The organism is Enterococcus durans, from assembly GCF_002277935.1.
GTDB lineage: Bacteria > Bacillota > Bacilli > Lactobacillales > Enterococcaceae > Enterococcus_B > Enterococcus_B durans.
On record NZ_CP022930.1, the window covers coordinates 1391681 to 1413758 of the forward strand.

Consider the following 22078-nt stretch of genomic DNA (forward strand, 5'->3'; position numbering starts at 1 on the left):
CGAGAAGAGAGCCAAAAAACTTACTATGGCTCTCTTGTTGATTGGCGAGAAATCAGTGAAACAGGAACAATCAGTAATTTATTCGTCTCATTAGGATGCTGAATAAGATTCAGTAAATTGCTTACAGCAATTTCAGCGATTTTTTCCGTGTGTTGTTTGACGGAAGAAAGTGGAGGAAAAGAATATTTTGCTGCAGGAGTATCATCAAAGCCAATGATTTTTATGTCTTTGGGAATGACTTTGCGCAGTTGGCGTAAAATGAGCATCAATTCTAAGGCGATAGAATCGTTAACACAAAATATCCCATCAATTTCAGGATTTTTTGCTAAATGAGTTTCAATAAGTTGAGAAAGATCGTGTTTATCTGGGTCAATAGTTAGTAAATATTTTTTAGAAGAAAAGGAAATATTATTTTTTTTAAGAGCATCCTTAAAGCCGTTGAACCGTTCTTTTGTTGATGTAGATTTTCTATCATGCATAACAATCAAGGGGTGTTTGCAACCTACATGAATCAATTCTTCTGTTGCTTCAAAAGCTCCTTGATAATGGTTAGACGAAATAAACACAGTATCTTCTCTGGTTTTTGGTTCTCTATCTATACAAATGTAAGGAATGTGTTTCTCATTTGATGAGTAATCGAAGTCAAAAGCTTCTGCTCCAGAAATCACGACTAAACCGTCCACTCCTTTACCTTCAAGCATTTTTAAGTAGGCAGTTTCCTTCGCTTGACTGCGTGCGGTGTTACATATTATCGTAGAATACCCTTTATCAAATAGGATTTCTTCGATTTTTTGTACAACATCAGAAAAGAAATAATTACTAATATCAGGAACAAGGATGCCAATCGAAAAAGATCGGTTCATCCTCAAACTTTTCGCATTATAATTCATTTTATAACCAGTTTCTTCAATAACTTTCAGGACTTTTTGACGTGTTTCTTCAGAGAATCGCCCATTATCATTGATTACTCTGGAAACAGTGGCAACAGATACGCCACTAAGGATTGCGATGTCTTTCAACGAATATTTTTTCAAATGCCTCACCTCTTTGGGTAAACGATATCTCGTTAGTGTTTTAATTACGCATATTTTCTCATATATAAACCCATATTACAATAATTTTAGAAAATAAAACGTTGACATTGCTCGATTAAAGTGCTAATTTTTAGTTAAACGATTACTCAAATATTTTTTTAAATATTGAGAAATCGATTACTCAAGGAGGTTAAAAAATGAAGAAATTATTATGTCCATCATTAATGTGTGCAGATTTTTCTAAGCTGCAAGACGAGGTCGAAAAATTGGATAAAGCTGGTATAGATATTTTCCATATTGATTTTATGGATGGTAGCTTCGTTCCTAATTTCGGTATGGGATTACAGGATTTTGATATGGTTCGAGCTTCTACACAAAAGAAAGTAGATGTCCATTTAATGATTCAAAATCCAAGTAAGTACGTAGAAATGTTTGCAACTAGAGGAGCAGATATTATTTATATTCATCCTGAAGCAGATCAACAGGCCGCTCGAACGTTAGAGGATATTCGAAAATTGGGAAAGAAAGCCGGAATTGCAATTAATCCTGGGACAGCAGTAGAAACTATTTTTGAACTATTACCTTTGGTTGATTATGTGATGGTAATGACAGTAAATCCTGGATTTGCAGGACAAAAATATCTGGAGTACGTTAATCCTAAAATTGAAAAATTGATTAAATTAGGTGCAGATTTTGATTTTGAAGTGATGGTGGACGGAGCTGTTTCTCTAGAAAAGATCCGGAAACTGAGCGAGAACGGTGTAAGCGGTTTTGTTCTCGGGACTTCAGCTTTATTTGGAAAAAAGGAAAAATATAAGGAAATTATATCCAAAATTAGAAATGAAAAAATGGAGGTATAAGTAATGAAATTAGCAATTGGAAGCGATCATGTAGGATTTGAGTTAAAGCCAGCAATCATTGGATATTTAGAAGAATTGGGTCATGAAGTAACTGATTTTGGAGCGTTCTCAACTGAAAGAACTGACTATCCGATTTATGGCAAGAAAGTGGCGGAAGAAGTTGCAGCAGGCAATTTTGATGGGGGGATTCTTATCTGCGGTACCGGAGTAGGAATTTCCATCTCTGCTAATAAAGTCAAAGGAATTCGTGCGGTTGTATGCAGTGAACCATACTCTGCAAAATTATCTAAAGAACACAATAATACTAATATTCTTGCTTTTGGATCACGAGTTGTCGGTAGTGAACTTGCTAAAATGATAGTTAAAGAATGGTTAGATGCGAAATTTGAAGGTGGCAGACATTCAAAAAGAATCGAGATGCTTAATCATATTTAATTTTGTAAAAAAATAAAAAAATATGAAAAAATATGGAATAAAATGATTTTTCGTGGTAATATGATGGCATGTAAGATTAAAGGAGGAAGTATCAAATGAAACTAGCTACAAGAATTAACTCGTTTTTACCAAAGTGTGACAATAATTTAGAAAAAGTATTTGTGGAGTTTAAAAATGTGGGATTGACTCATGTAGATTTAAATTATCCAGAGCATGTCGTGGGTTATAGTCCAGAAAAAATGAAAAAGATTTTAGCTGAGAACCATTTAGAATTAAATGGAGTGGCACTTCGTTTTAGAGATCAATTTATTAATGGTGAAATTGGAAACGCTAATAAAAAAGTTTCTAATGAAGCTTTACAACTTTGTAAAGATGCTGCAGATTATTGCCGCGCCGTTGGTGGTGAAGTAGTAACGATTTGGTTAGGTTTTGATGGATTTGACTACTCTTTTCAAATAAACTATGAAAAGGTTTGGAATCAAATTAGAGATTGTTTTATTGATATGGCAGATTATGCACCAGATATTAAATTTAGTATTGAATACAAACCATTCCAACCACGAGCATATGCTTTTATCGACTCATTAGGTTTAGCCATGGTAATGATGAATGAAATTAACCGAGATAATTTAGGCATTACTTTAGACTATTGTCATATGCTAATGAAACATGAGAATCCTGCTTATGGTGCAAGCGTTTTAGGCAGTCGTAACAAATTATATGGAGTCCATTTAAATGATGGATATGGATTAAACGATGATGGTTTAATGATTGGAACAAGTAGTTTGGTGAAGACAATCGAATTTCTATATTATATAAAACTACATGGATATAATCAGGCAATTTATTTTGATACATTTCCAGTAATTGAAGACCCTATTGCAGAATGTGAACGTAATATTAATATGATAAAGAAACTGGACCAATTAATTGATAAAGTTGGTATGTCACATATCCAATCGGTAATTGATAAAAATAGTGCTGTAGCAGCGAGCGATTTGGTACTTAAATTTTTAGCATAATATTTAAGGAGTGTAAAAAATGATAGATTATAAGGTTCTAGCAAAAAATATTTTAGATGAAGTTGGCGGACCAGAAAATATTTCAAATATGACTCACTGTGCTACACGATTACGACTAACATTGAAGGATGATAAAAAAGCGAATGACGAAAATATTAAGCAATTAGCAGGCGTTGCTAATGTTGTCAATAAAGCGGGGCAATACCAGATCTTGATCGGTACAGAAGTCCCTAAGTTATATGATGAATTTGAAGCTTTAGTTAATAACAACGGTCAAGTGCAAGTAGACACAAGTAATGTAAAAAGTGGTAGCGTTATCACAAATATTTTTTCAGCTATTTCAGCTATTTTTGCACCATTATTACCTGCGATGGCTGGATCGGGTATATTACGTGGTTTGATCATTTTAGCTGTTCAAATGGGTATACTTAGTGAAAAGAGTGGCACGTATACCATTTTATATGCTACTTCAATGAGTGTTTTCTATTTTTTGCCGGTATTGTTAGCTTTTACATCTGGACGACGGTTTGGTGCAAGTCCCTATTTATCCGCTCTAATTGGAGCATCATTATTGCATCCTGATTTTATTGCATTACTAGGAAGTCAAGGAAATGGCGCAACTACAAGTTTTTTAGGGGTACCGGTAGTTTTGATGAACTACAATTCAACAGTTGTACCGATTATCTTATCTATTTGGGCATTTTCTTATCTATATAAATTTTTAGACAAACATGTTCCGGAAACATTAAAGCTGGTTATTGTGCCACTTGTTTCACTTGTGATAATGGTTCCATTAACTGTTATTGTCATTGGTCCGTTGGGTGTGTATGGTGGTGAAGGAATAGCTAATATTGTAAACTGGTTGATCGAACGTAGTAGTATTTTAACCGGAGTACTTGTTGGTGGTGGTTGGAGTATCCTAGTAAGTTTTGGAATTCATTGGGCAGTAAATCCAATTATGATCAATAATATTTCGATGCATGGATTTGATTATATTGTGCCATTTACTTTTGCTTGTAATTTTGCTGTAATTGGTACTACTATTGGGGTCATTTTTAAAGCCAAAAATAAAAAGTTAAAAAACTTTGCCTTAACAGGACTTATTACAATCGCTTTGTCGGCTATTATAGAGCCTACACTCTTTGGTCTATTAGTTAAAAATAAGAAGTTGTTTTTAGCACAAATCATTGGTGGAGCTATTGGCGGAGCTTACTTAGGTCTTATGAAGGTTGTTACTAATTCTTTTGTTTTTGGTAGCGTTACCACTTTCCCGGCATTCGTTACAGAAAATAGTTCTAATTTTCTGCATGCGATGATTGGTCTGTTAATCGCATTGGTGATTTCAGCTATATTAGGATACTTATTTACAAACAAAGATGATCAATTGGCTTAGAAAATATAAGTATTAGTCGTGACTAATTTAAACTATGCTATTATTATAGTAATAGTAAAATTAGAAACGAGGAAAATGAATTGATTCCGTATGAACGACAAGAAAAAATCGTAGAAATTCTAAATCAAAAAGAACTTCTTCGAATAGATGAATTGCAAAAGTATATACCAGAAATCTCGATTTCTACTTTAAGAAGAGATTTAAAAGAATTAGAAAAAAAAAATAAGGTACATCTTTTAGCAGGTGGTGCCGTAAAATTAATGTCTAGCACTACTGAGTTACCGGTTTCTGCTAAAACTAATTTACAAAAAAAAGAAAAGGATTACATTGCTCAGGTTGCTGCTAAACAAATTAATGATGGCGATACGATCTATTTAGATTCTGGTTCGACTTGTTCTGCATTACTAAGAGAGATTGTTACAAAGAAGATACACATCATTACAACTAATACTGATGCCTTATCTTTGAGCGGTGATTTTTCTTGTGACATTACTTTGTTAGGAGGAGCATTTAACCCAATTATTTCATCTCTTTCAGGTCCTTTGACAGAAGAAAATATAAAAAAATATATTTTTGATAAAGCATTTTTAGGTGCTAATGGGATTGATCTGAAATTTGGAATAACGACACCAGATTATATAGAAGCCTCTAAAAAAATAGCAGTTTTAGGGCAAACAAGAGTACCTTATTTACTATGTGACAGTAGTAAATTCCATAAAGTTTCAACAGTTAAAGCCTTTGATTTGAAGGATGTTACTTTAATTTCTGATAAATCGGATAAAAAACTAGCTAAAGAAATGAAGATTATTTCAAAATAAGGAGTCTTAAAAATGAGACTATTTAAGAAGAAAAAAACGATTGAATTATTTAATCCCGTAAATGGAAATGTAGTTGCCTTATCAAGTGTTCATGATGAAGTTTTTGCGAGTGGAGCAATTGGAACTGGCTTTGGGATTTTTCCGAGTAATGGTGACATCTATAGTCCTACTGAAGCAACTGTGACAGCAATATTTCCGACTAAACATGCGATTTCTCTAGTGACAAAAAATGGGATAGAGATATTGATTCATATTGGAATTGATACAGTTGAATTGAATGGTGAAGGGTTCGAAATTTTAGTCGACATAGACGATAAGGTTGATAAAAGTACTTTACTAGCAAAAGTCGATTTAAATTATCTAAAAATGCAAAATAAAAAGACAGATATTATGGTCATATTTACAAATTTAAACGATGAGAAACTAAGCTTAGATTTAGGAGAAAATCTAGCAATGAAAAAAATTGGTACAATAGAATAGAAAATAAAAATCCGTTGTTTAGAAAATAGATGGATAATAAGAAGTTCCAGTTTTTGCCGAATAGTATGAATAGAGTGATCAAGAACATCTAAAGTAGATTTGTTTCTACTCTAGATGTTCTTTTAGTACAATAAATAAAAAATCAAAAATGTAACATGATATACTGCAATGTTAGTACGATGTATTCTTATTATCCAGCAACCAGAAACATCAGCAAAACAAAATCTGATTGAATGGGAAGTAATGTTTTGTCTTATTGTTTTCTAGCCGAATTTCCAATGGAAAACGTATAGAAAGCATCTTTGTTTTCGTTAGTTTTCTTCTTTTAGGTAGCGCCACAATGTTGTTCGGCTGATGCCAAGTTGGTTGGCTGTTTTTGTTTGGTTGCCCTCATTTTGGTCTAATACATGTAAAATGATTTCTTTGGTATAGTCAAACAAAGTGGGGTGATGCAAGGGACTTTTGGCGGTAAAGTGATCCTTGAGATGAGTGAAATTTTGTACCACTCGTTCCTTGTTCAGCAATTCTGTAACTTGGTGTTCTGAAATATAATGGGTGCTTGCATCGACGACAAGTTCTTTGATACAGTATTGCAACTGATCGAAGTTTCCAGGCCAGTCAAAAGCTAGAAATAATTCGAGGGCTTTTGGTTCAAAGCCCATGATTTCTTTTGTGCATTCGATGTTCATTTTATTCAAAAGCAGTGTCGTGATGATACTTAATTCATTTCTGCGTTCTCGAATTGCGGGTGCATAGATCTTTGCACAGTTTAATTGGCTTACTAGTCGATTGAAGATCGTCTGGTCTGTTGCTTTATTGCTGTCATAGGTAAAGATCAATTGATTGTGGTTGAGTACATTGGTGGTTTTGATCAACGTGACGAGGCGTTCGGTTGCTGCTGTACTTAATTGTTCGACATTTTCAAAGAAAATCGTATTGTGGATATCCACAAATGGACCATTCGTGGCATTGACCAAAAACTTCCATAATTTTTCTGTAATGAGTTTACAATTGATCGAGATCAGGTAGTTGGTATTTTTTGTCTGATCAAGATAAATTTGGTAAGCGATATTTTTTTTGGCAGTGCCGCTTTCGCCAAAGATAAGATAGGAAGAATAGTAAGGCTCATATTGTTTGATTTCATGTTTGATACGTTCAGGGATAAATTGGGAAAAAAACAGTTTTTTTGCGAAACTATCGGCGACTTCTGGCTTTTTCTGATAGGAAATATCTGGTTTATTGGTTACTGGTGGCGCGCTGTTCTTATGAATGAAACAACTGAAATATTTTTGTCGATCAACAGTATAGGATTTTATTGTTAAGGTCACATATCTATTTTGAGTGCGGGAATAGTGATGGATCTCTTTTTTTTCTGGTTTCATCTTGAGGACTTTGATGATTTCTTCTGCAAAAGTTGGCGCCAAGGTTGAAAATTCAATGGTATATGTAGCATCGTAAAGCAGTAGCTCTTGGTGTTGACTCAAGATTCCTTTTTTCATGATTTCTTTTTTGTGTTTGACTTGTTCCACGTGATCAATGATCGATAATGCATCTTCGTAGGCACTTTTGATACTTTCAAACCCCGAAGTAATCAAAATCGTATTAAGAGATTTTAAGAGGGCGATGCGATTAGTGATGGCATCGCATAATATCAATTCATAGTTTTTACCTACTAATGTATCAAGGAGCGCATCTGCATCAAGTGTTTCATCGATCGTATGGATCTCGATCTTGTAGCCCAAAAGGTCACAGAGTAAGTGAGCTTTTTCGGTGATGCTGGGATAGCCGACGATCGCAAAATTGTTGGTATAGTTTTCTGCTAACCGAATCGAGCTTAGTACATCATAAATGGACAATGAGACATCGATGACCGGCAAAGAAACGACTTGACGAATCAGTTTGGCGGTTCCTCCTCGGGAGATGATGGCATCGTAGCCATCGGTATACAGTTCAGCAGCAAGGGTTTGTCCTTCAACTAAATCAGCTGTGTAGATGGTTGTTTCCACTTCAGGATATTGTTCACTGATAATATGCATGGAATGGTTCAATTCTTCATAAGGCGCAATGCCTAAAATCTTTCGTTTCATTTTCTTACTCCCTAAATCATACGACTGTTTCATATATGAACAATAATACCATGTAAAAATTAAATATGAATATTTATTTAAGAAAACGTTTCGAAATTAAACGTTTTTTTGCTTTTTTTAGAATGTGAACGCTTTATTATTCCAACTATAATCAAACCATGAAGTAGGAGGTGGTGAGTAGATGTTAAAGTTGTTAGTTATAGCGGACGACTTTACAGGAGCTTTGGATACTGGGGTCCAATTTTCGAAACAAGGTATCCAGACATTGGTCTCTACGGAAACAGTCGTCCAATATGACGCACTTCCACAGGAAATCGAAGTGTTAGTTCTCAATACCGAGAGTCGACATCTGACTTTTGAGCAGGCATATGAGAAGACAAAAAAGATTTTGGAAGATGCAAAAGTTTCCCAGATTCCATTTATTTATAAAAAAGTAGATTCAGCATTAAGAGGAAATATCAGCGCTGAGTTAAAAGCGATTCTTGACACTAGTGAACAAGTGCCTGTCCCTTTTTTACCCGCATATCCTGAAATGAATCGGGTGGTGATCGATGGGCATTTATATATAGAAGATGTTTTGGTATCAGAAAGTGTTTTTGCAAAAGATCCTTATGAACCTGTGACTGAAAGCAATGTGATGCGGCGTTTGCAGTCGGAGGCGGGAATTGAGTCGGTGCTAGTTAAAGAGCAGGATTTACCAAAAAAAGGCGTAGTGATTTTTGATGCACAGACAGATGACATGTTGCTGACTCATGCAAAGCGTTTAGCAGATGAAAATCTTCTGGGTGTGACGGTAGGATGTGCTGGGTTTGCCAAGATCTTAGCAGAACAATTATTTCCTGACGGTAAAGAAGTAGCATACAAACTACAAAAGCCGGTGATAGTTGTTTGCGGGAGTGTCAATCCAATTACAAAAAAACAAATTGAGTATGTCGAGAAAGAGTATCCGCGAATCTCGTTAACTGCGCAACAATTATTAGATCCTACATATTGGGAAGCAAGCGTAGGGCAAAATGAGATCAAAGAGTACCTTCAGTTGATGGAAACACAGCCATTGGTGATTTTTGAAACATACAGCGATCAAACAACCGCTGAAATTGTGAAGTATAGTGAAGAAAAGGCTTTATCTGCGGATGTATGTCGGTTTAGAATAGGAGAATCACTTGGAAAGTTAACGAAAGCACTATGGTCAAAGCATCAAGAGAATACCTTCTTGTTTACAGGAGGCGATACATTGTTCCAAGCGATGACTGTTTTAGGTGTGACTGGGATCAAGCCTCTGACGGAGATTAAACCTGGCGTTGTTTTGTCTGCCATTGAATGGAATAGTCAAGAAATGCAAGTGATCACGAAATCAGGCGGTTTTGGGACAGAAGAATTATTTGAAGAAATCAGGTTGTACTAAAGGATCGAGGAGGATCTATTATGCTAACAGATTACAGTTTGAAAATGCCAAAGAATATCCGGGCAGGAGAACATGCCATTGAACAATTGGAAGAAATCATCAGCAACGGTGTCCATAAAATCGTTGTTTTCACAGACAAAGGTCTTTTAGGGTTAGGTTTGGTGGATCTGCCAATCCAGATCATTGAAAAAGCAGGAATCGATTACACGGTTCTTTCTGATATTCCTGCAGAACCAACTTATCATGAAGCGCAAGCAGTGATCGATACCTTCAAGAAAGAAGCGGCTGACTTAGTCATCGCTGTTGGTGGTGGCTCGGTGATGGATGTTGCGAAATTGGCTTCGATCTTAGCGACAGATGACTATACAGTCAAAGATTTGTTAGATGATCCATTATTAGCGAAAAAACAAGTGCCAAGTTTGATGATTCCAACAACTGCTGGAACTGGAGCTGAAGCTACCCCGAATGCGATTGTGGGAGTGCCAGAAAAAGACTTGAAAATCGGGATCGTCAATCCTGAAATGATTGCTGATTTTGTGGTATTGGATGGACGAATGATCAAAAATCTACCAAAACCAATTGCAGCTGCCACAGGTATAGATGCGCTATGTCATGCGATTGAATGTTTTACTTCAGCAAAAGCGAATCCAATCAGTGATACCTTTGCGCTAGAAGCGCTTGATTTGATCATGAACAATATCATTGAAGCCTGCACAGATCCAGAAGCATTGGACGCAAAACGTAAGATGCTGTTAGGTTCATTTTACGCAGGTGTAGCAATCACCGCATCTGGAACTACAGCGGTGCACGCATTATCGTATCCTCTAGGGGGGAAATACCATATTGCCCACGGTGTATCAAATGCGATTTTGTTGACACCGGTCATGAAATTCAATGAACCAGCAATCAAAGATTTACTAGCTGTTGCGTATGATCGTGTGATCAAAGATGGTCATAAAGAGTGGTCTATCGACGAGAAGTCAGGCTATATGATCCATCAACTGGATGAAATCGTCAAAGTTTTAGAGATTCCAACGAGTCTTAAAACATTCAATGTCCCAGAAGCAGACTTGGATGGCTTAGTAGCAGCTGGAATGGAAGTGACTCGTTTACTTGTCAACAACAAACGGGAAGTTACACCAGAAGATGCTCGTGCCATCTATCTACAGATATTATAATTTGAATCTAGAAAGGATGGAGCATGTCATGAAAAAAATCGTTGGCATTACAATGGGAGATCCTGCAGGAATCGGACCTGAAATCTCCCTCAAAGCTTTTGCAAAACCGGCACTTTATGATGAATGTAACCCTTTGTTAGTTGGAGATAAAAGTGTCATCGATCACTATCTAACAGAACATCCCGAATTAGCTTTGGCTGTGAATGTGATCAGTCAGCCAAAAGAGGGGCGCTATACTTTTGGGACGATCGACTTGATTGATTTGAAGATCGTGGACATGGCAAACTTCCAAGTTGGCGAAGTTTCTGATGTGGGAGGCGATGCGGCCTTTCAATATGTGAAGAAGGTTATTGAGTTAGCTTTAGCGAAAGAAATCGATGCGACAGTAACGAATCCATTGAATAAAGAGGCAATGAATGCTTCCGGACATCACTATGCCGGACATACCGAGATCTATGCCGATCTGACAGGTACGGATAAATATACGATGATGTTGGCGGATGGCAATTTACGGGTAGTCCATGTCTCTACACATGTGTCCTTACGGGAAGCTTGTGACCGAGCGACCAAAGAACGTGTACTAGATGTGATCCGTATCGCAGATCAAGCTTGTAAAGATTTAGGGATCGAAAATCCTCGTGTCGCAGTCGCTGGGTTGAATCCACACTGTGGGGAAAATGGGTTGTTCGGTCGTGAAGAAATCGATGAGATTAATCCTGCAGTTGAAGCGGCCAAAGAAGAAGGAATCAATGTATCTGGTTCTTTACCTGCTGATACCCTTTTCTCAAAAGCAAATGGCGGTATGTACGATATTGTCGTAGCTATGTACCACGATCAAGGACATATTCCTTTGAAACTTTTAGGGTTTGTCTACGACCAAGAAGCACAAAGCTGGAAAGCTGTGCAAGGGGTCAATATCACGTTGAATCTACCAATCATTCGTACATCTGTGGATCACGGAACAGCCTTTGACCAAGCAGGAAAATGGACAGCTAGCGAAGCCAGTTTAGAAAATGCGATCGACTACGCTATTCGTCTGGCAGAACACACAAAATAAGCACTAGCACAACATAAAATTTTAGGGGGAGAAATACGTTGACACATTTAGAACAAGTACGACAATCAGAGCCAAATGGCGTCATGTACCGAGATGCATTTTTAAATGTTGATTTTGGTCTGATCCCAACTGGAGGCAACAACACGGCTCATGCACCTGCTTTGATCGAAACAGCAGATGGCGGGATGTTGTGTGCGTGGTTTGCAGGTAGCTTTGAAGGAAGTGGCGATATCTCGATCGTCGTCTCGAAGTTAGATCCAGAAACACAAAGATGGTCCATTCCTGTCACTGTCTCAGAAGGTGTAGACCGCAGTGAACAAAATCCTTCTTTCTTCCGAGCACCAGATGGCAAGATTTGGCTGATCTATACTTCTCAAGTTAGCCGTCAAGAAGGAAAAGACAATATGCAGTTTACTTCGATCATCATGGTACAAAAATCAGCTGATGAAGGACAAACATGGGGAAAGCCAGAAGTTTTATTTGACAAAGAGGGCACCTTTGGACGACAAGGAATCCAGATCCTAAGTAATGGTCGTTGGCTTTACAGTACATGGTTGTGTGAAGATTCAGCTGATGGATTGACGAATGATCCGACAGAGTTCCAAGTATCAGATGATGCAGGAAAAACATGGCAAGCTGTGCGCATGCCAGATAGTAATGGTCGAGTTCACGCAAATGTCGTGGAAATGGAACCTGGTCATTTAGTTGCTTTCATGAGAAGCCGCTTTGCTGATTTTGTCTATAGCAGTGAATCCTTTGATTTTGGTGATAGTTGGAGCGTGCCAGAAGCAACTGTTTTACCGAATAATAATGCCAGTGTTAGTGCCATCAAACTGGCAACTGGGGAAATTGCGTTGGCCTATAACGTTAATTCAGCACCTCATGCGGCTTTTGGGAAAGTTGCTTGGCCGGGCTTGCGAAATCCAGTTGCTGTCTCCGTAAGTGAAGACTTTGGCAAGACATGGCCGATTGGTCGGGTTTTTGAAGCTGCAGAAGGCTACATCGGTGTTGAAAATAAAACCAACAATTCACAACATGAATACCCAACCCTTTATCAAGATAGTCAAGGGAACTTACATCTTGTTTATGCCTATCGCAATCGGCTCTGTGTAAAGTATGTCCGCTTTACTGTCGCAGATTTGTTTGGTGAAAAAAGAGAAGCGGTCGGCATATACAATCCAACCTCAGGTGAAGGGGTAGAGAAATAACCAAAGTTATAAATTGCTAATAGAAAATCAGTTGGCAAATGCGTGTTGCCTCCGACAAACGGAGGTAGCGCAAGTGTTTGCCAAATAATAGAAATGAAACCGTATTCCATTGAAAAAAGAGGAGAAAACTACTATGAAACCAATCGAATTAAAAGGCATCATCAGCCCTATTTTGACCCCCATGTATGAGGATGAAAGCATCAATTTTGATGAATTACGTAACCAAGTAGACCGCATGATCGATAATGGCATCCACGGGATTTTTCCTTTTGGTACAAATGGCGAGGGCTATATTTTATCTGCTGACGAGAAAAAACTTGTTTTAGAAGTCGTAGTCGATCAAACGGCAGGTCGAGTACCGATCTATGCAGGGTCAGGAGCAATCTCTACAAAAGAAACGATTGCCCAAAGTAAAATGGCACAAGCCGCTGGTGCAGATGTTTTGTCGATCATTGCGCCAAGTTTTGCAGCAGCTAGTCAAGAAGAAATCTACACGCATTACAAAACGATTGCCGAAGCAGTTGACATGCCGATCGTGCTTTATAATATCCCTGCTCGAACTGGCAATGCCATCGCACCAGCAACAGTTGCTCGTCTTGCGCAAATCGAAAATATCATTGGAGCAAAAGATTCAAGCGGAAACTTTGCCAATATTTTAGGGTATATCGATGCAGGAAAAGCAAAAACAAATGGAGAATTCTACACGCTGTCAGGAAATGATCAGTTGATCATCTGGACGTTGTTAGCAGGAGGAACTGGTGGTATTGCTGGTTGTGCCAATGTCTATCCAAAAACAATGGCATCAATCTATGATCTGTTCGTAGAGGGCAAGGTCGAGGAAGCAAAAACGGCGAATGAAAGTATTCAAGCTTTCAGAAATTGCTTCAAATATGGTAATCCCAATACAATCGTTAAAACTGCGGCAGCGTTACTTGGAACTAATGTAGGAAAATGCCGTGCGCCATTCAATCAGATTCCAACAGAAGGCATCGAGGCACTGAAAAAAGTATTAGAGGAAACCACAGCAAAAGGCATGCGCTAAGAAGTTTATAAACATTTATTTGCTTGTTTGTAGGTGAAAGCAGTGAGAAGAGAGATATGTGACATAAGTGAATACGAAGACTGTCTGAACAGGAAGAGGCTGGGACAGAAGTGTTTGACTCCGAGAAATAAGAAGAAATTAACGAAAATTACTTTTCAAATTTTTGTGAATTTTGGCTTATTTAAAAAGGAGTGCTTCTGCTCCCACCGTTTATCCGTTTTTAAAGAATGAGACAAAAGTGTTTCTTACTTTTGTCCCACGCTGCAATTCTACCTGTTCTAGAAAATAGTGATCCTTTGTATTTTTTCTTTTTAGCCTATGTCATCCTCTCCTGCTACTTATGCATATGACTAGAGGAGGACACAATGACTATTCAAATGATGATTGCATTAGCAATTACCGTAGTAATGATTGTTTTAGTAATGATTGAAAGAATTCCCTTCGGGGCAGCGCCATTATTTGCTTGTTTGTTGTTAGTCATTTTTGGTATTACTGATATCAAAGGCGCATTTGCCGGTTTCTCAAATTCGACCATCATCATGTTGGCTGAGTTCATGGCGATTATTGCCGCCCTGGAGAAGACCAATTTTATCGTCTTCTTTAAAAAAGCAATGTTTTCGATGGCGAACAAAGGTGGCTTCAAGTCTTATATTCTCATCATTCTAGTAGTGATGTTAGGGTGTAGCTTGTTCGGCACAGGGTCAACTGCTTATTATGTATTGACACTTGGATTGTTATCGACGTTGCCTTATTCGGAGAAATTACCACCATCAAAAGTGATCATAACGGCAGGATTCGCGACGAATCATCCATTGATTCCTTTCAACACAGCCTTACAATATGGTATCGTGATCGCTGTCTTGAATTCTGCTGGAATCATGACAGAAGTTCCTGTTTTCAAATTTGCAATTGTTAATTTATTTTTATCCATGGGCTTTTTAGTCAACTGTATCATTCAGTATAAGTTTCTTCCTGATCACCCTACCTCAGAGGACTGCAAAGATGTAGATGTGGTCAACACAAATGAGAACGCTTCCCAGTTGCCAAGATGGAAAGAACTAACCACTTATGGTGTGTTTATTTTTGCAGTGATCGGTATGTTGCTACAAAGTAGAATTGGCGATGCCGGCTATGCAATGGCGGGTTTGTCTGTTGCCGTGATTTTATTGATCGGTGTCTTAGATTTCAAAGAGATCCGCAATGCAATCAGTGCGCCAATCATCTTGATGTCTGCTGGTGTTATTGGTGTGGCGGATGCATTAGGTAGCACTGGATTGACCAATCTAGTTGGGACCTCTGTTGCTAGTATGTTGGGAGACAATGTGAATCCGTTTGTGATGATCTTAGTATTCTGTATTTTAACTAGTCTACTGGCTACACTGACAGGTTCGACCATAGGAACTGTCTATGTATTTACACCATTAGCAATCGCCACTTGTCGAAGCTTAGGGTTAGACCCAACTGCGGCAGCTTGTGCCATCGTTATGGCAGGTTGGTGTGGACACTTCTTGCCAATTGATGGAATGCCAGCGATGATTTTAGGAACAGGCAAGTATACAGCAGCTCAATTCTGGAAATTCACGATCCCCCAATATTTTATTCGTCTCATCTTTGTAACAGTCGGAGCAACCTTGATGTTCCCAATGTAACAATGAAAAAAGCAGAACAACTACGATGAAGGAGATGTAAGACAATGGAAAATCACTTTGAATTAGAACATATTGGTATCAATATGGAGAATGAGACCGAAGCACAAGAACTTGCAAACCAATTGAGTATGATCTTTAATTTGACACCGCGACATGGACAAAAATCAGAATTTGCTGGTGATTATTTTGAATGTATGAAGTCTCCTTTCTTAGGAAAAAATGGACATATTGCTATGCGGACTACCAATTTGGAAAGTGCAGTAGCAGAGCTAAAAGCTAAAGGACTTTCCTTCAATATGGAGACAGCAGCTTATGACGAAGAAAACAAACTAAAGAACATATATCTTGCCGAAGAGTTTGGCGGGTTTGCTATTCATATCTTAAGAAAGTAAAAACATACTTTACGATTTTCTCCTTATTGAATATGAGAGGCTGGGACAAAAGTAAGAAACACTTTTGTCTCATTCTTTAAAAACGAATAAACGGCGGGAGCAGAAGCAACTCCTTCTTAAATAAGCCGAAATTCACAAAAATTTGAAAAGCAATTTTCGTGAATTTCTTCTTATTTCTCGGAGTTAAACACTTCTGTCCCAGCCTCACTTTTTTGATAAAGAATGAGCGGATGGTAAAAAAAGGTTAAAGAACAATGGAACTAGAGGAGATGGAAGTAGTGGAACTATGGTTTACCAAATCGAAAGAGGAAGTCTTGCACTCACTGGACACTGATGTAAAAGAAGGCTTATCCAGTCAAGAAGCTGAAAAGAGACTGCAGTCTTTCGGAAGAAATGAATTGGATGTAAAAAAGAAAGAAAGTATAGTGAAAAAAGTGATCGGACAATTAGAAGATCCAATGATCATCGTGTTGTTGATCGCCGCTTTCTTGTCGTATGTTTCCAGTGGTTTTAAAGATTGGACTGATTCAGTCATCATTTTGCTGATCGTGGTGATCAACGCGATCATTTCGATTTCTCAAGAGAACAATGCCAATAAATCTTTAGAAGCATTGCAAAAAATGTCGGCGCCATTGGCTAAAGTTATCCGTAACAAAAAAATGGAACATATCGAAACAGCGATGTTGGTCCCAGGAGATATCATTGAATTAGAAGCTGGCGATTTAGTACCGGCAGATGTGAGGATCTTGTCAGCAGCAAATCTAAAAGCAGATGAGTCTGCCATGACGGGAGAATCAGTTCCGGTGAATAAAAAAGCATTGGAGGGATTACCTGATGATACGGTTTTAGCCGATCGTAAGAATATGCTGATCTCCTCTACTGTGATCACTAATGGTCGTGCAACTTGTGTAGTCACTAACACAGGAATGAACACCGAAGTTGGTCGAATCGCGAATATGTTGATCACAGAAGATAATAATACGACTCCATTACAACGTAAAATGGCAGAAATCTCTAAATTATTATCGATCATTTGTTTAGGTATCTGTATCTTGATGTTTGTCGTAGGAATTTTGTATAGTCGCCCAATCCTAGAAATTTTCATGATGGCAGTTTCTCTTGGCGTAGCTGCTATTCCAGAAGGTCTAGCAGCGATCGTAACGATCGTGTTAGCTTTAGGAGTGCAACGTCTTGTTAAACGTCATGCGATTGTCAAAAAGTTACCTGCTGTTGAGACGTTAGGTGCTGCTTCAGTAATCTGTAGCGATAAAACAGGAACACTGACTCAAAACAAAATGACGGTAGTTGAAACTTTCGTTCACGGCAATGAAACACAAGAACAGTTGTTGGAAATCGGAACATTATGTAATGATTCTAAGCTGACTGTTGACGGTAGTGAGTTCCGTGTGACCGGCGATCCTACAGAAACGGCATTTGTAAGTAAAGCATATGAAGAAAAATTAGACAAAAATGAGTTAGAAACAAGTCTGCCACGTGTGGCAGAAATTCCTTTTGATTCGGAACGTAAACTGATGAGTACGATCCATAAAACTGAACAAGGCTATCGCGTCATGGTAAAAGGGGCACCAGACGTTTTATTGAATCGTTGTACGATCGATGAAGCAGACGCACAAAAAATTGCTGCTAAAAATGCGGATATGGCGTCGAATGCTTTGCGAGTACTAGGTGTTGCTTATAAAGATATCACTGAGATCCCAGAAGAATTACTCTCAGAAGATATCGAAAACCAATTAACATTTGTTGGACTAGTTGGGATGATAGACCCGCCTCGTCAAGAAGTCAAAGAAGCGGTCGCTCAATGTTATGATGCAGGGATCCGTCCAGTTATGATCACTGGCGATCATAAATTGACTGCTGTCGCAATCGCCAAGGAATTAGCTATTTTCCGTTCAGGCGATCTTGCGATGACAGGGGTAGAATTAGATATGATGCCGCAAGAAGTGCTGGAAGAAGAAGTAGCGAAGTATTCTGTTTATGCCCGTGTTTCTCCAGAACATAAAATGAGGATCGTTAAAGCTTGGCAAGCCAATGGCATGGTCGTTGCGATGACCGGTGATGGTGTCAATGATGCTCCAGCCTTGAAAGTTGCTGATATTGGCTGTGCAATGGGAATCACTGAAACAGATGTGGCGAAAGGTGCTGCAGATATGATCTTGACGGATGACAACTTTGCAACGATCGTCCATGCTGTAGAACAAGGAAGAGGAATCTTCTCAAATATCAAAAAATCGATTCAGTACCTATTGAGTTGTAATATCGGTGAAATCATCACCATCTTCGTTGCTACCGCTTTGAATTTCCATCAAATGCCATTGGTAGCGATCCAACTACTGTGGTTGAATCTTGTGACTGATTCACTGCCTGCATTGGCGTTAGGAATGGAACCAGTGGAACCGGGAGTGATGAAACAAAAACCTCGCGATTCCCGTAAAAGCATTTTTGCTGATGGTTTTGCTGCTAGTATGATTTTTTATGGTGTGCTAGTCGGAGTCATCACCTTGGCTGCGTATTGGTTAGGGGAATATGTCTTGTCTAATCCGAACGTCGCCGATGGTACGGCAAACACGATGGCATTTGCCACACTTGTCTTTGGTGAATTGACCCGAGCATTTGCTGTACGTAGTGAAACACGTTCCATCTTCAGCATTGGTGTGTTCTCTAACAGTGCCATGAACAAAGCCTTTTTGGTTAGCTTAGCATTGCAATTAGCTGTTTTGTTCATTCCATTCTTGCAAGAAATCTTCAAAGTTCAAAGTCTTACGGGCATGGAGTGGTTGATCGTGATCTTGCTATCATTAGTGCCATTGATTGTCAGCGAAATAACCAAAGCTTTTCGTAGCAAAGAATTACAGGTTTCAGATAACAGAGAGTTTTCAATGTAAACGTTAATGAAAAAAACAGGGTATCATCGAATAGGATAGTAGAATATAAGGGGAATTTGACCTATCTATTATAATCATGAAAAGGTCGAGACAGAAGTATTCAACTCAAGAAATTAAGAAGAGATTCAGAGATTTGTTTTTCAAATTTTTGTGGATTACGGCTTATCTTTCGCAAGAGTGCTTCTGCTGTTTATACGTATCTAGAGCTTGAGACAAAAGTATTTCTTACTTTTTGTCTCAAGCTCTATTTTTTTATCCGATAGTTCAGAGTAAAGAAAATGGCTATATTGCAATGGGTTGAAAACAGATGGTTGAAAAAGCCTAAAATGATTAGACTTCATCTCGAATTTTAGCTTTCCAGTGGATAATGAGGCTGGGACAGAAGTGTTTGACTTCGAGAATTTCGGCTTATTTAAGAAGGATTTGTTTCTGCTTCCACCGTTTATTTGTTTTTAAAGAATGAGACAAAAGTGCTGCTTACTTTTGTCCCACGCTCTTAGTAAAAAGAAAAACGAAGAAAAAAACTGATTTGATTTTGTGTGCTCTTAGAATACTATATTTTAATAGAATTGTTTTCTCAATAATAATCAAACATCAAACGGATATGCTTGATTGTCTGCCAGTTCAAGTGGCACAAAGTTCTACTTTTTTATTTGTAAGCGCAAACATATACTTAGCACAGAAAGGAAAATCAAATGATGAAAACGAGAACGGTGGAATTACTTCAGAAGTTTAGAGAATATCACTATCCGGTCAACGCGGAGCAGTTAGCGACAGAATACCATGTAAGTAAGCGAACGATTCGTCAAGACATCCTTGAGGTTAACAGCTGGTTAAGGAACCAGAAGTTGTCAGAAATAAAATCTATACGAAATAAAGGATTTTTATTATGTTTGACTGAGGATGAAAGAAAAAAGTTAATGACAAAATTAGCTACATTTCATGAGGAGATATTGAGTCGAGAAGAACGGATCTTTGCGTTAGTCTTAGCCATCGCATACGACACTCAACCTGTTTTTCTTAATCGTAAAGAAGCAGCTTTTATGGTTTCAAAGAGTACGATGGATGAAGATATCCGCCGTTTGAGAGCGGCGTTGAACAAATATGGTATCGAAATCGTTAGTTATGGAAAACAGGGGTTGGTATACAAAGGAGCAGAGCGTACGATCCGTACGATGCTTTATGATTTGATCAACAAACAATTAGGAAGGATCGATTTTTCTTTTACGGATGCACTCAAGGTCACGCCTTCACAAAAGATATTCTATCGTTATTTTTCTACAGAAGACATCAAAAAAATAGAAAGAATCTATTCCCATATACTAGCAAGACAAGAAGATGAGATTTATAAAAGTCAACTTTTATTGCTTACATTGATCTGGATTCAGAGGGTGAAAAAGCATGAGTGGATTTCGACATTGACTTGGAAAAATTTTGATGATGAACAAGCAGATTTTTCTGAATTTATCGAGCAGATACGACGAGAATTCCAGTTGGATGAGATTCCGCAGGTGGAACGTAATTACTTGCGATTTATGATCGAAACATTCAATTCACGAGATATTTCCAATACGTTTGAGTGGGTCCAAGCACAATTGTTGACGATTCAATTGATCCAGTTCGTTGAAAAAACAACAGAGATCCCATTCCATCTAAAGGAAGAACTACTATTTGAGAATCTCTACAAGCACATCGCTGCACTGATCGTGAGGATACAAAACAATGTGCAAGTCATCAACCCACTAAAAGAAAATATCCGTACGACATATGAACCGATTTATCGTGTGGTTGCCCAATTTATGCCCGTAATCGAGGAAGTAGCTTCTGGTAAAGTGATCGAAGATGAAATCGCCTTTCTAGTCATTCACTTTTCAACTATCGCTAGTGCACTTCGACAAAATGTCATCGCTAAGTATAGATCGGTGGTTGTCTGCAATCATGGGGTGGCCACGGGAAATCTTTTAGCAGAGAATCTCAAAGAAAAATTTCCACAAATCGAGGTTCTCGCAGTATTGAGTTCGAAAGAAGTACCATTAGTGGATAAATTAGACGTTGATTTGATTTTCAGTACATTCAATTTGGCTTATCAAAATAAACCGGTGCTTGTTATTGATCCAATCTTAACGGAGAATAATCGGCCAATAGTAGCAGAATTTTTAAAAGTTCATCATAACTTTCAGCGAATAAGGCCTGAAACGAAAGAATCAACTAGCTTGTTCACTGATATTTTAGCGATAGTAGAAGGAAGCGGAGGAAAGATTGATCGTCATATCTACTCTCGTTTAGAGACATTATTTGAAAAAAACGATTTAGAGATCAATAAAAGGGAGATTCAACCAATGTTAAAAGATATATTGACTGACAGTCATATTCTGATTCAAGAAAAAGCAGAAACATGGCAGGAGACGATTGAATTAGTCGCTAAGCCCTTAGTAAAGGAAAACATCGTTGAACCACGCTATGTCGATGCGATGGTCCAGGCGGTAGAGGAATATGGTGCTTATATCGTGATTGGGAAGCACTTAGCGTTAGCTCATGCACGACCGGAAGACGGAGTGAATCAATTAGGCGTTAGTGTCACTACGCTAAAACAGCCGATTGCTTTTGGAAATCAGGATATGGACCCTGTAAAAATCATTTTTTGCCTGGCTGCTGTAGATTCTTATTCACATCTGACAATCATGAAAGAATTGATTGAACTGATCAACAATGAGGAGAAATTAACCAAACTGATCAAATGCCAAACAATCGAAACGTTTAAAACACTACTGTTTCAGTAGTTAAAAAGGGGAAGAAGAAAATGAATAAACTGAATATTTTATTTGTATGTGGTGCAGGTTTAGGAAGTAGTTTTGCAGCTCAAATGTCCGCAGAAGATGTTTTGAATAAGCTAGGAGTGCAAGCTAAATTGGATCACTGTGATATTTCATCCGCTGTCTCCATGAGACCAGATGTGATTATCACTGCTGAGAATTTCCGCTCACAATTTGAAAAATTTACGCTTGATCCGAGTACTGCGATGGTTTATTTGAAAAATATCGTTTCAAAAAGTGAAATTGAAGAAAAATTAACGCCAGTTTTACTGAACAAGGGAGCTATCTAAAAATACCATACA

Annotated in this window: 18 protein-coding genes; 16 read left to right on the forward strand and 2 right to left on the reverse strand. The window is 38.0% G+C overall.

What is annotated here, in order from left to right; translation table 11 throughout:
- Positions 1-23 precede the first annotated feature (23 nt).
- Positions 24-1034, reverse strand: coding sequence for a LacI family DNA-binding transcriptional regulator (locus tag CJZ72_RS06690; protein ID WP_081134684.1), 1011 nt, complete (start codon positions 1032-1034; stop codon positions 24-26).
- Between the two features lie 197 nt (positions 1035-1231).
- Here CJZ72_RS06690 and rpe point away from each other — a divergent pair, with 197 nt between their 5' ends.
- From rpe to CJZ72_RS06720, 6 genes are all read left to right on the forward strand, one after another.
- A complete protein-coding gene (gene rpe, locus CJZ72_RS06695) occupies positions 1232-1894 on the forward strand; it encodes a ribulose-phosphate 3-epimerase (RefSeq protein WP_095443704.1) in 663 nt (220 codons plus the stop codon).
- 3 nt (positions 1895-1897) lie between these two features.
- A complete protein-coding gene (gene rpiB, locus CJZ72_RS06700) occupies positions 1898-2329 on the forward strand; it encodes a ribose 5-phosphate isomerase B (RefSeq protein ID WP_081134681.1) in 432 nt (143 codons plus the stop codon).
- 95 nt (positions 2330-2424) lie between these two features.
- Complete coding sequence (locus CJZ72_RS06705) at positions 2425-3351, forward strand: sugar phosphate isomerase/epimerase family protein (protein ID WP_081134679.1); 927 nt, start codon at positions 2425-2427, stop codon at positions 3349-3351.
- Positions 3352-3370: 19 nt separating this feature from the next.
- Positions 3371-4744, forward strand: a complete 1374-nt coding sequence (locus tag CJZ72_RS06710; protein WP_095443705.1) for a PTS transporter subunit EIIC — start codon at positions 3371-3373, stop codon at positions 4742-4744.
- Between the two features lie 80 nt (positions 4745-4824).
- Positions 4825-5562, forward strand: coding sequence for a DeoR/GlpR family DNA-binding transcription regulator (locus tag CJZ72_RS06715; protein WP_081134677.1), 738 nt, complete (start codon positions 4825-4827; stop codon positions 5560-5562).
- 12 nt (positions 5563-5574) lie between these two features.
- Positions 5575-6042: a PTS sugar transporter subunit IIA gene (locus CJZ72_RS06720; RefSeq protein ID WP_081134676.1), complete on the forward strand. Its 468-nt coding sequence runs from the start codon at positions 5575-5577 to the stop codon at positions 6040-6042.
- Positions 6043-6353: 311 nt separating this feature from the next.
- On the opposite strand, the gene CJZ72_RS06725 is transcribed toward CJZ72_RS06720, so the two are convergent.
- Complete coding sequence (locus tag CJZ72_RS06725; protein WP_081134674.1) at positions 6354-8129, reverse strand: sigma-54-dependent transcriptional regulator; 1776 nt, start codon at positions 8127-8129, stop codon at positions 6354-6356.
- A gap of 181 nt (positions 8130-8310) precedes the next feature.
- Between CJZ72_RS06725 and CJZ72_RS06730 the strand changes: the two genes are divergently transcribed.
- The 10 genes from CJZ72_RS06730 (at position 8311) to CJZ72_RS06780 (ending at position 22066) form a co-directional block, all read left to right on the forward strand.
- The gene (locus tag CJZ72_RS06730; protein WP_081134673.1) at positions 8311-9534 is read left to right on the forward strand and encodes a four-carbon acid sugar kinase family protein; all 1224 of its coding nucleotides are present in this window, start codon (positions 8311-8313) and stop codon (positions 9532-9534) included.
- Between the two features lie 20 nt (positions 9535-9554).
- Positions 9555-10712, forward strand: a complete 1158-nt coding sequence (locus tag CJZ72_RS06735; protein ID WP_095443706.1) for an iron-containing alcohol dehydrogenase — start codon at positions 9555-9557, stop codon at positions 10710-10712.
- A 28-nt stretch (positions 10713-10740) separates the two neighbouring features.
- Complete coding sequence (gene pdxA, locus CJZ72_RS06740) at positions 10741-11769, forward strand: 4-hydroxythreonine-4-phosphate dehydrogenase PdxA (protein WP_081134669.1); 1029 nt, start codon at positions 10741-10743, stop codon at positions 11767-11769.
- Positions 11770-11852: 83 nt separating this feature from the next.
- On the forward strand, positions 11853-12977 hold the full coding sequence (locus CJZ72_RS06745) for a sialidase family protein (RefSeq protein ID WP_081134708.1): 1125 nt from the start codon (positions 11853-11855) through the stop codon (positions 12975-12977).
- A 133-nt stretch (positions 12978-13110) separates the two neighbouring features.
- Positions 13111-14019 (forward strand): 4-hydroxy-tetrahydrodipicolinate synthase, encoded by a 909-nt coding sequence (gene dapA, locus CJZ72_RS06750; protein WP_081134667.1) that lies wholly within the window; start codon positions 13111-13113, stop codon positions 14017-14019.
- Positions 14020-14384: 365 nt separating this feature from the next.
- On the forward strand, positions 14385-15668 hold the full coding sequence (locus tag CJZ72_RS06755; protein WP_081134665.1) for an SLC13 family permease: 1284 nt from the start codon (positions 14385-14387) through the stop codon (positions 15666-15668).
- Between the two features lie 44 nt (positions 15669-15712).
- Positions 15713-16060, forward strand: coding sequence for a VOC family protein (locus tag CJZ72_RS06760; protein WP_081134663.1), 348 nt, complete (start codon positions 15713-15715; stop codon positions 16058-16060).
- Between the two features lie 254 nt (positions 16061-16314).
- A complete protein-coding gene (locus CJZ72_RS06765) occupies positions 16315-18963 on the forward strand; it encodes a calcium-translocating P-type ATPase, PMCA-type (RefSeq protein WP_232509797.1) in 2649 nt (882 codons plus the stop codon).
- A 698-nt stretch (positions 18964-19661) separates the two neighbouring features.
- Complete coding sequence (locus CJZ72_RS06775) at positions 19662-21743, forward strand: BglG family transcription antiterminator (protein WP_095443707.1); 2082 nt, start codon at positions 19662-19664, stop codon at positions 21741-21743.
- A 20-nt stretch (positions 21744-21763) separates the two neighbouring features.
- Positions 21764-22066, forward strand: a complete 303-nt coding sequence (locus CJZ72_RS06780) for a PTS sugar transporter subunit IIB (RefSeq protein ID WP_081134657.1) — start codon at positions 21764-21766, stop codon at positions 22064-22066.
- The last annotated feature ends 12 nt before the right edge of the window (positions 22067-22078 follow it).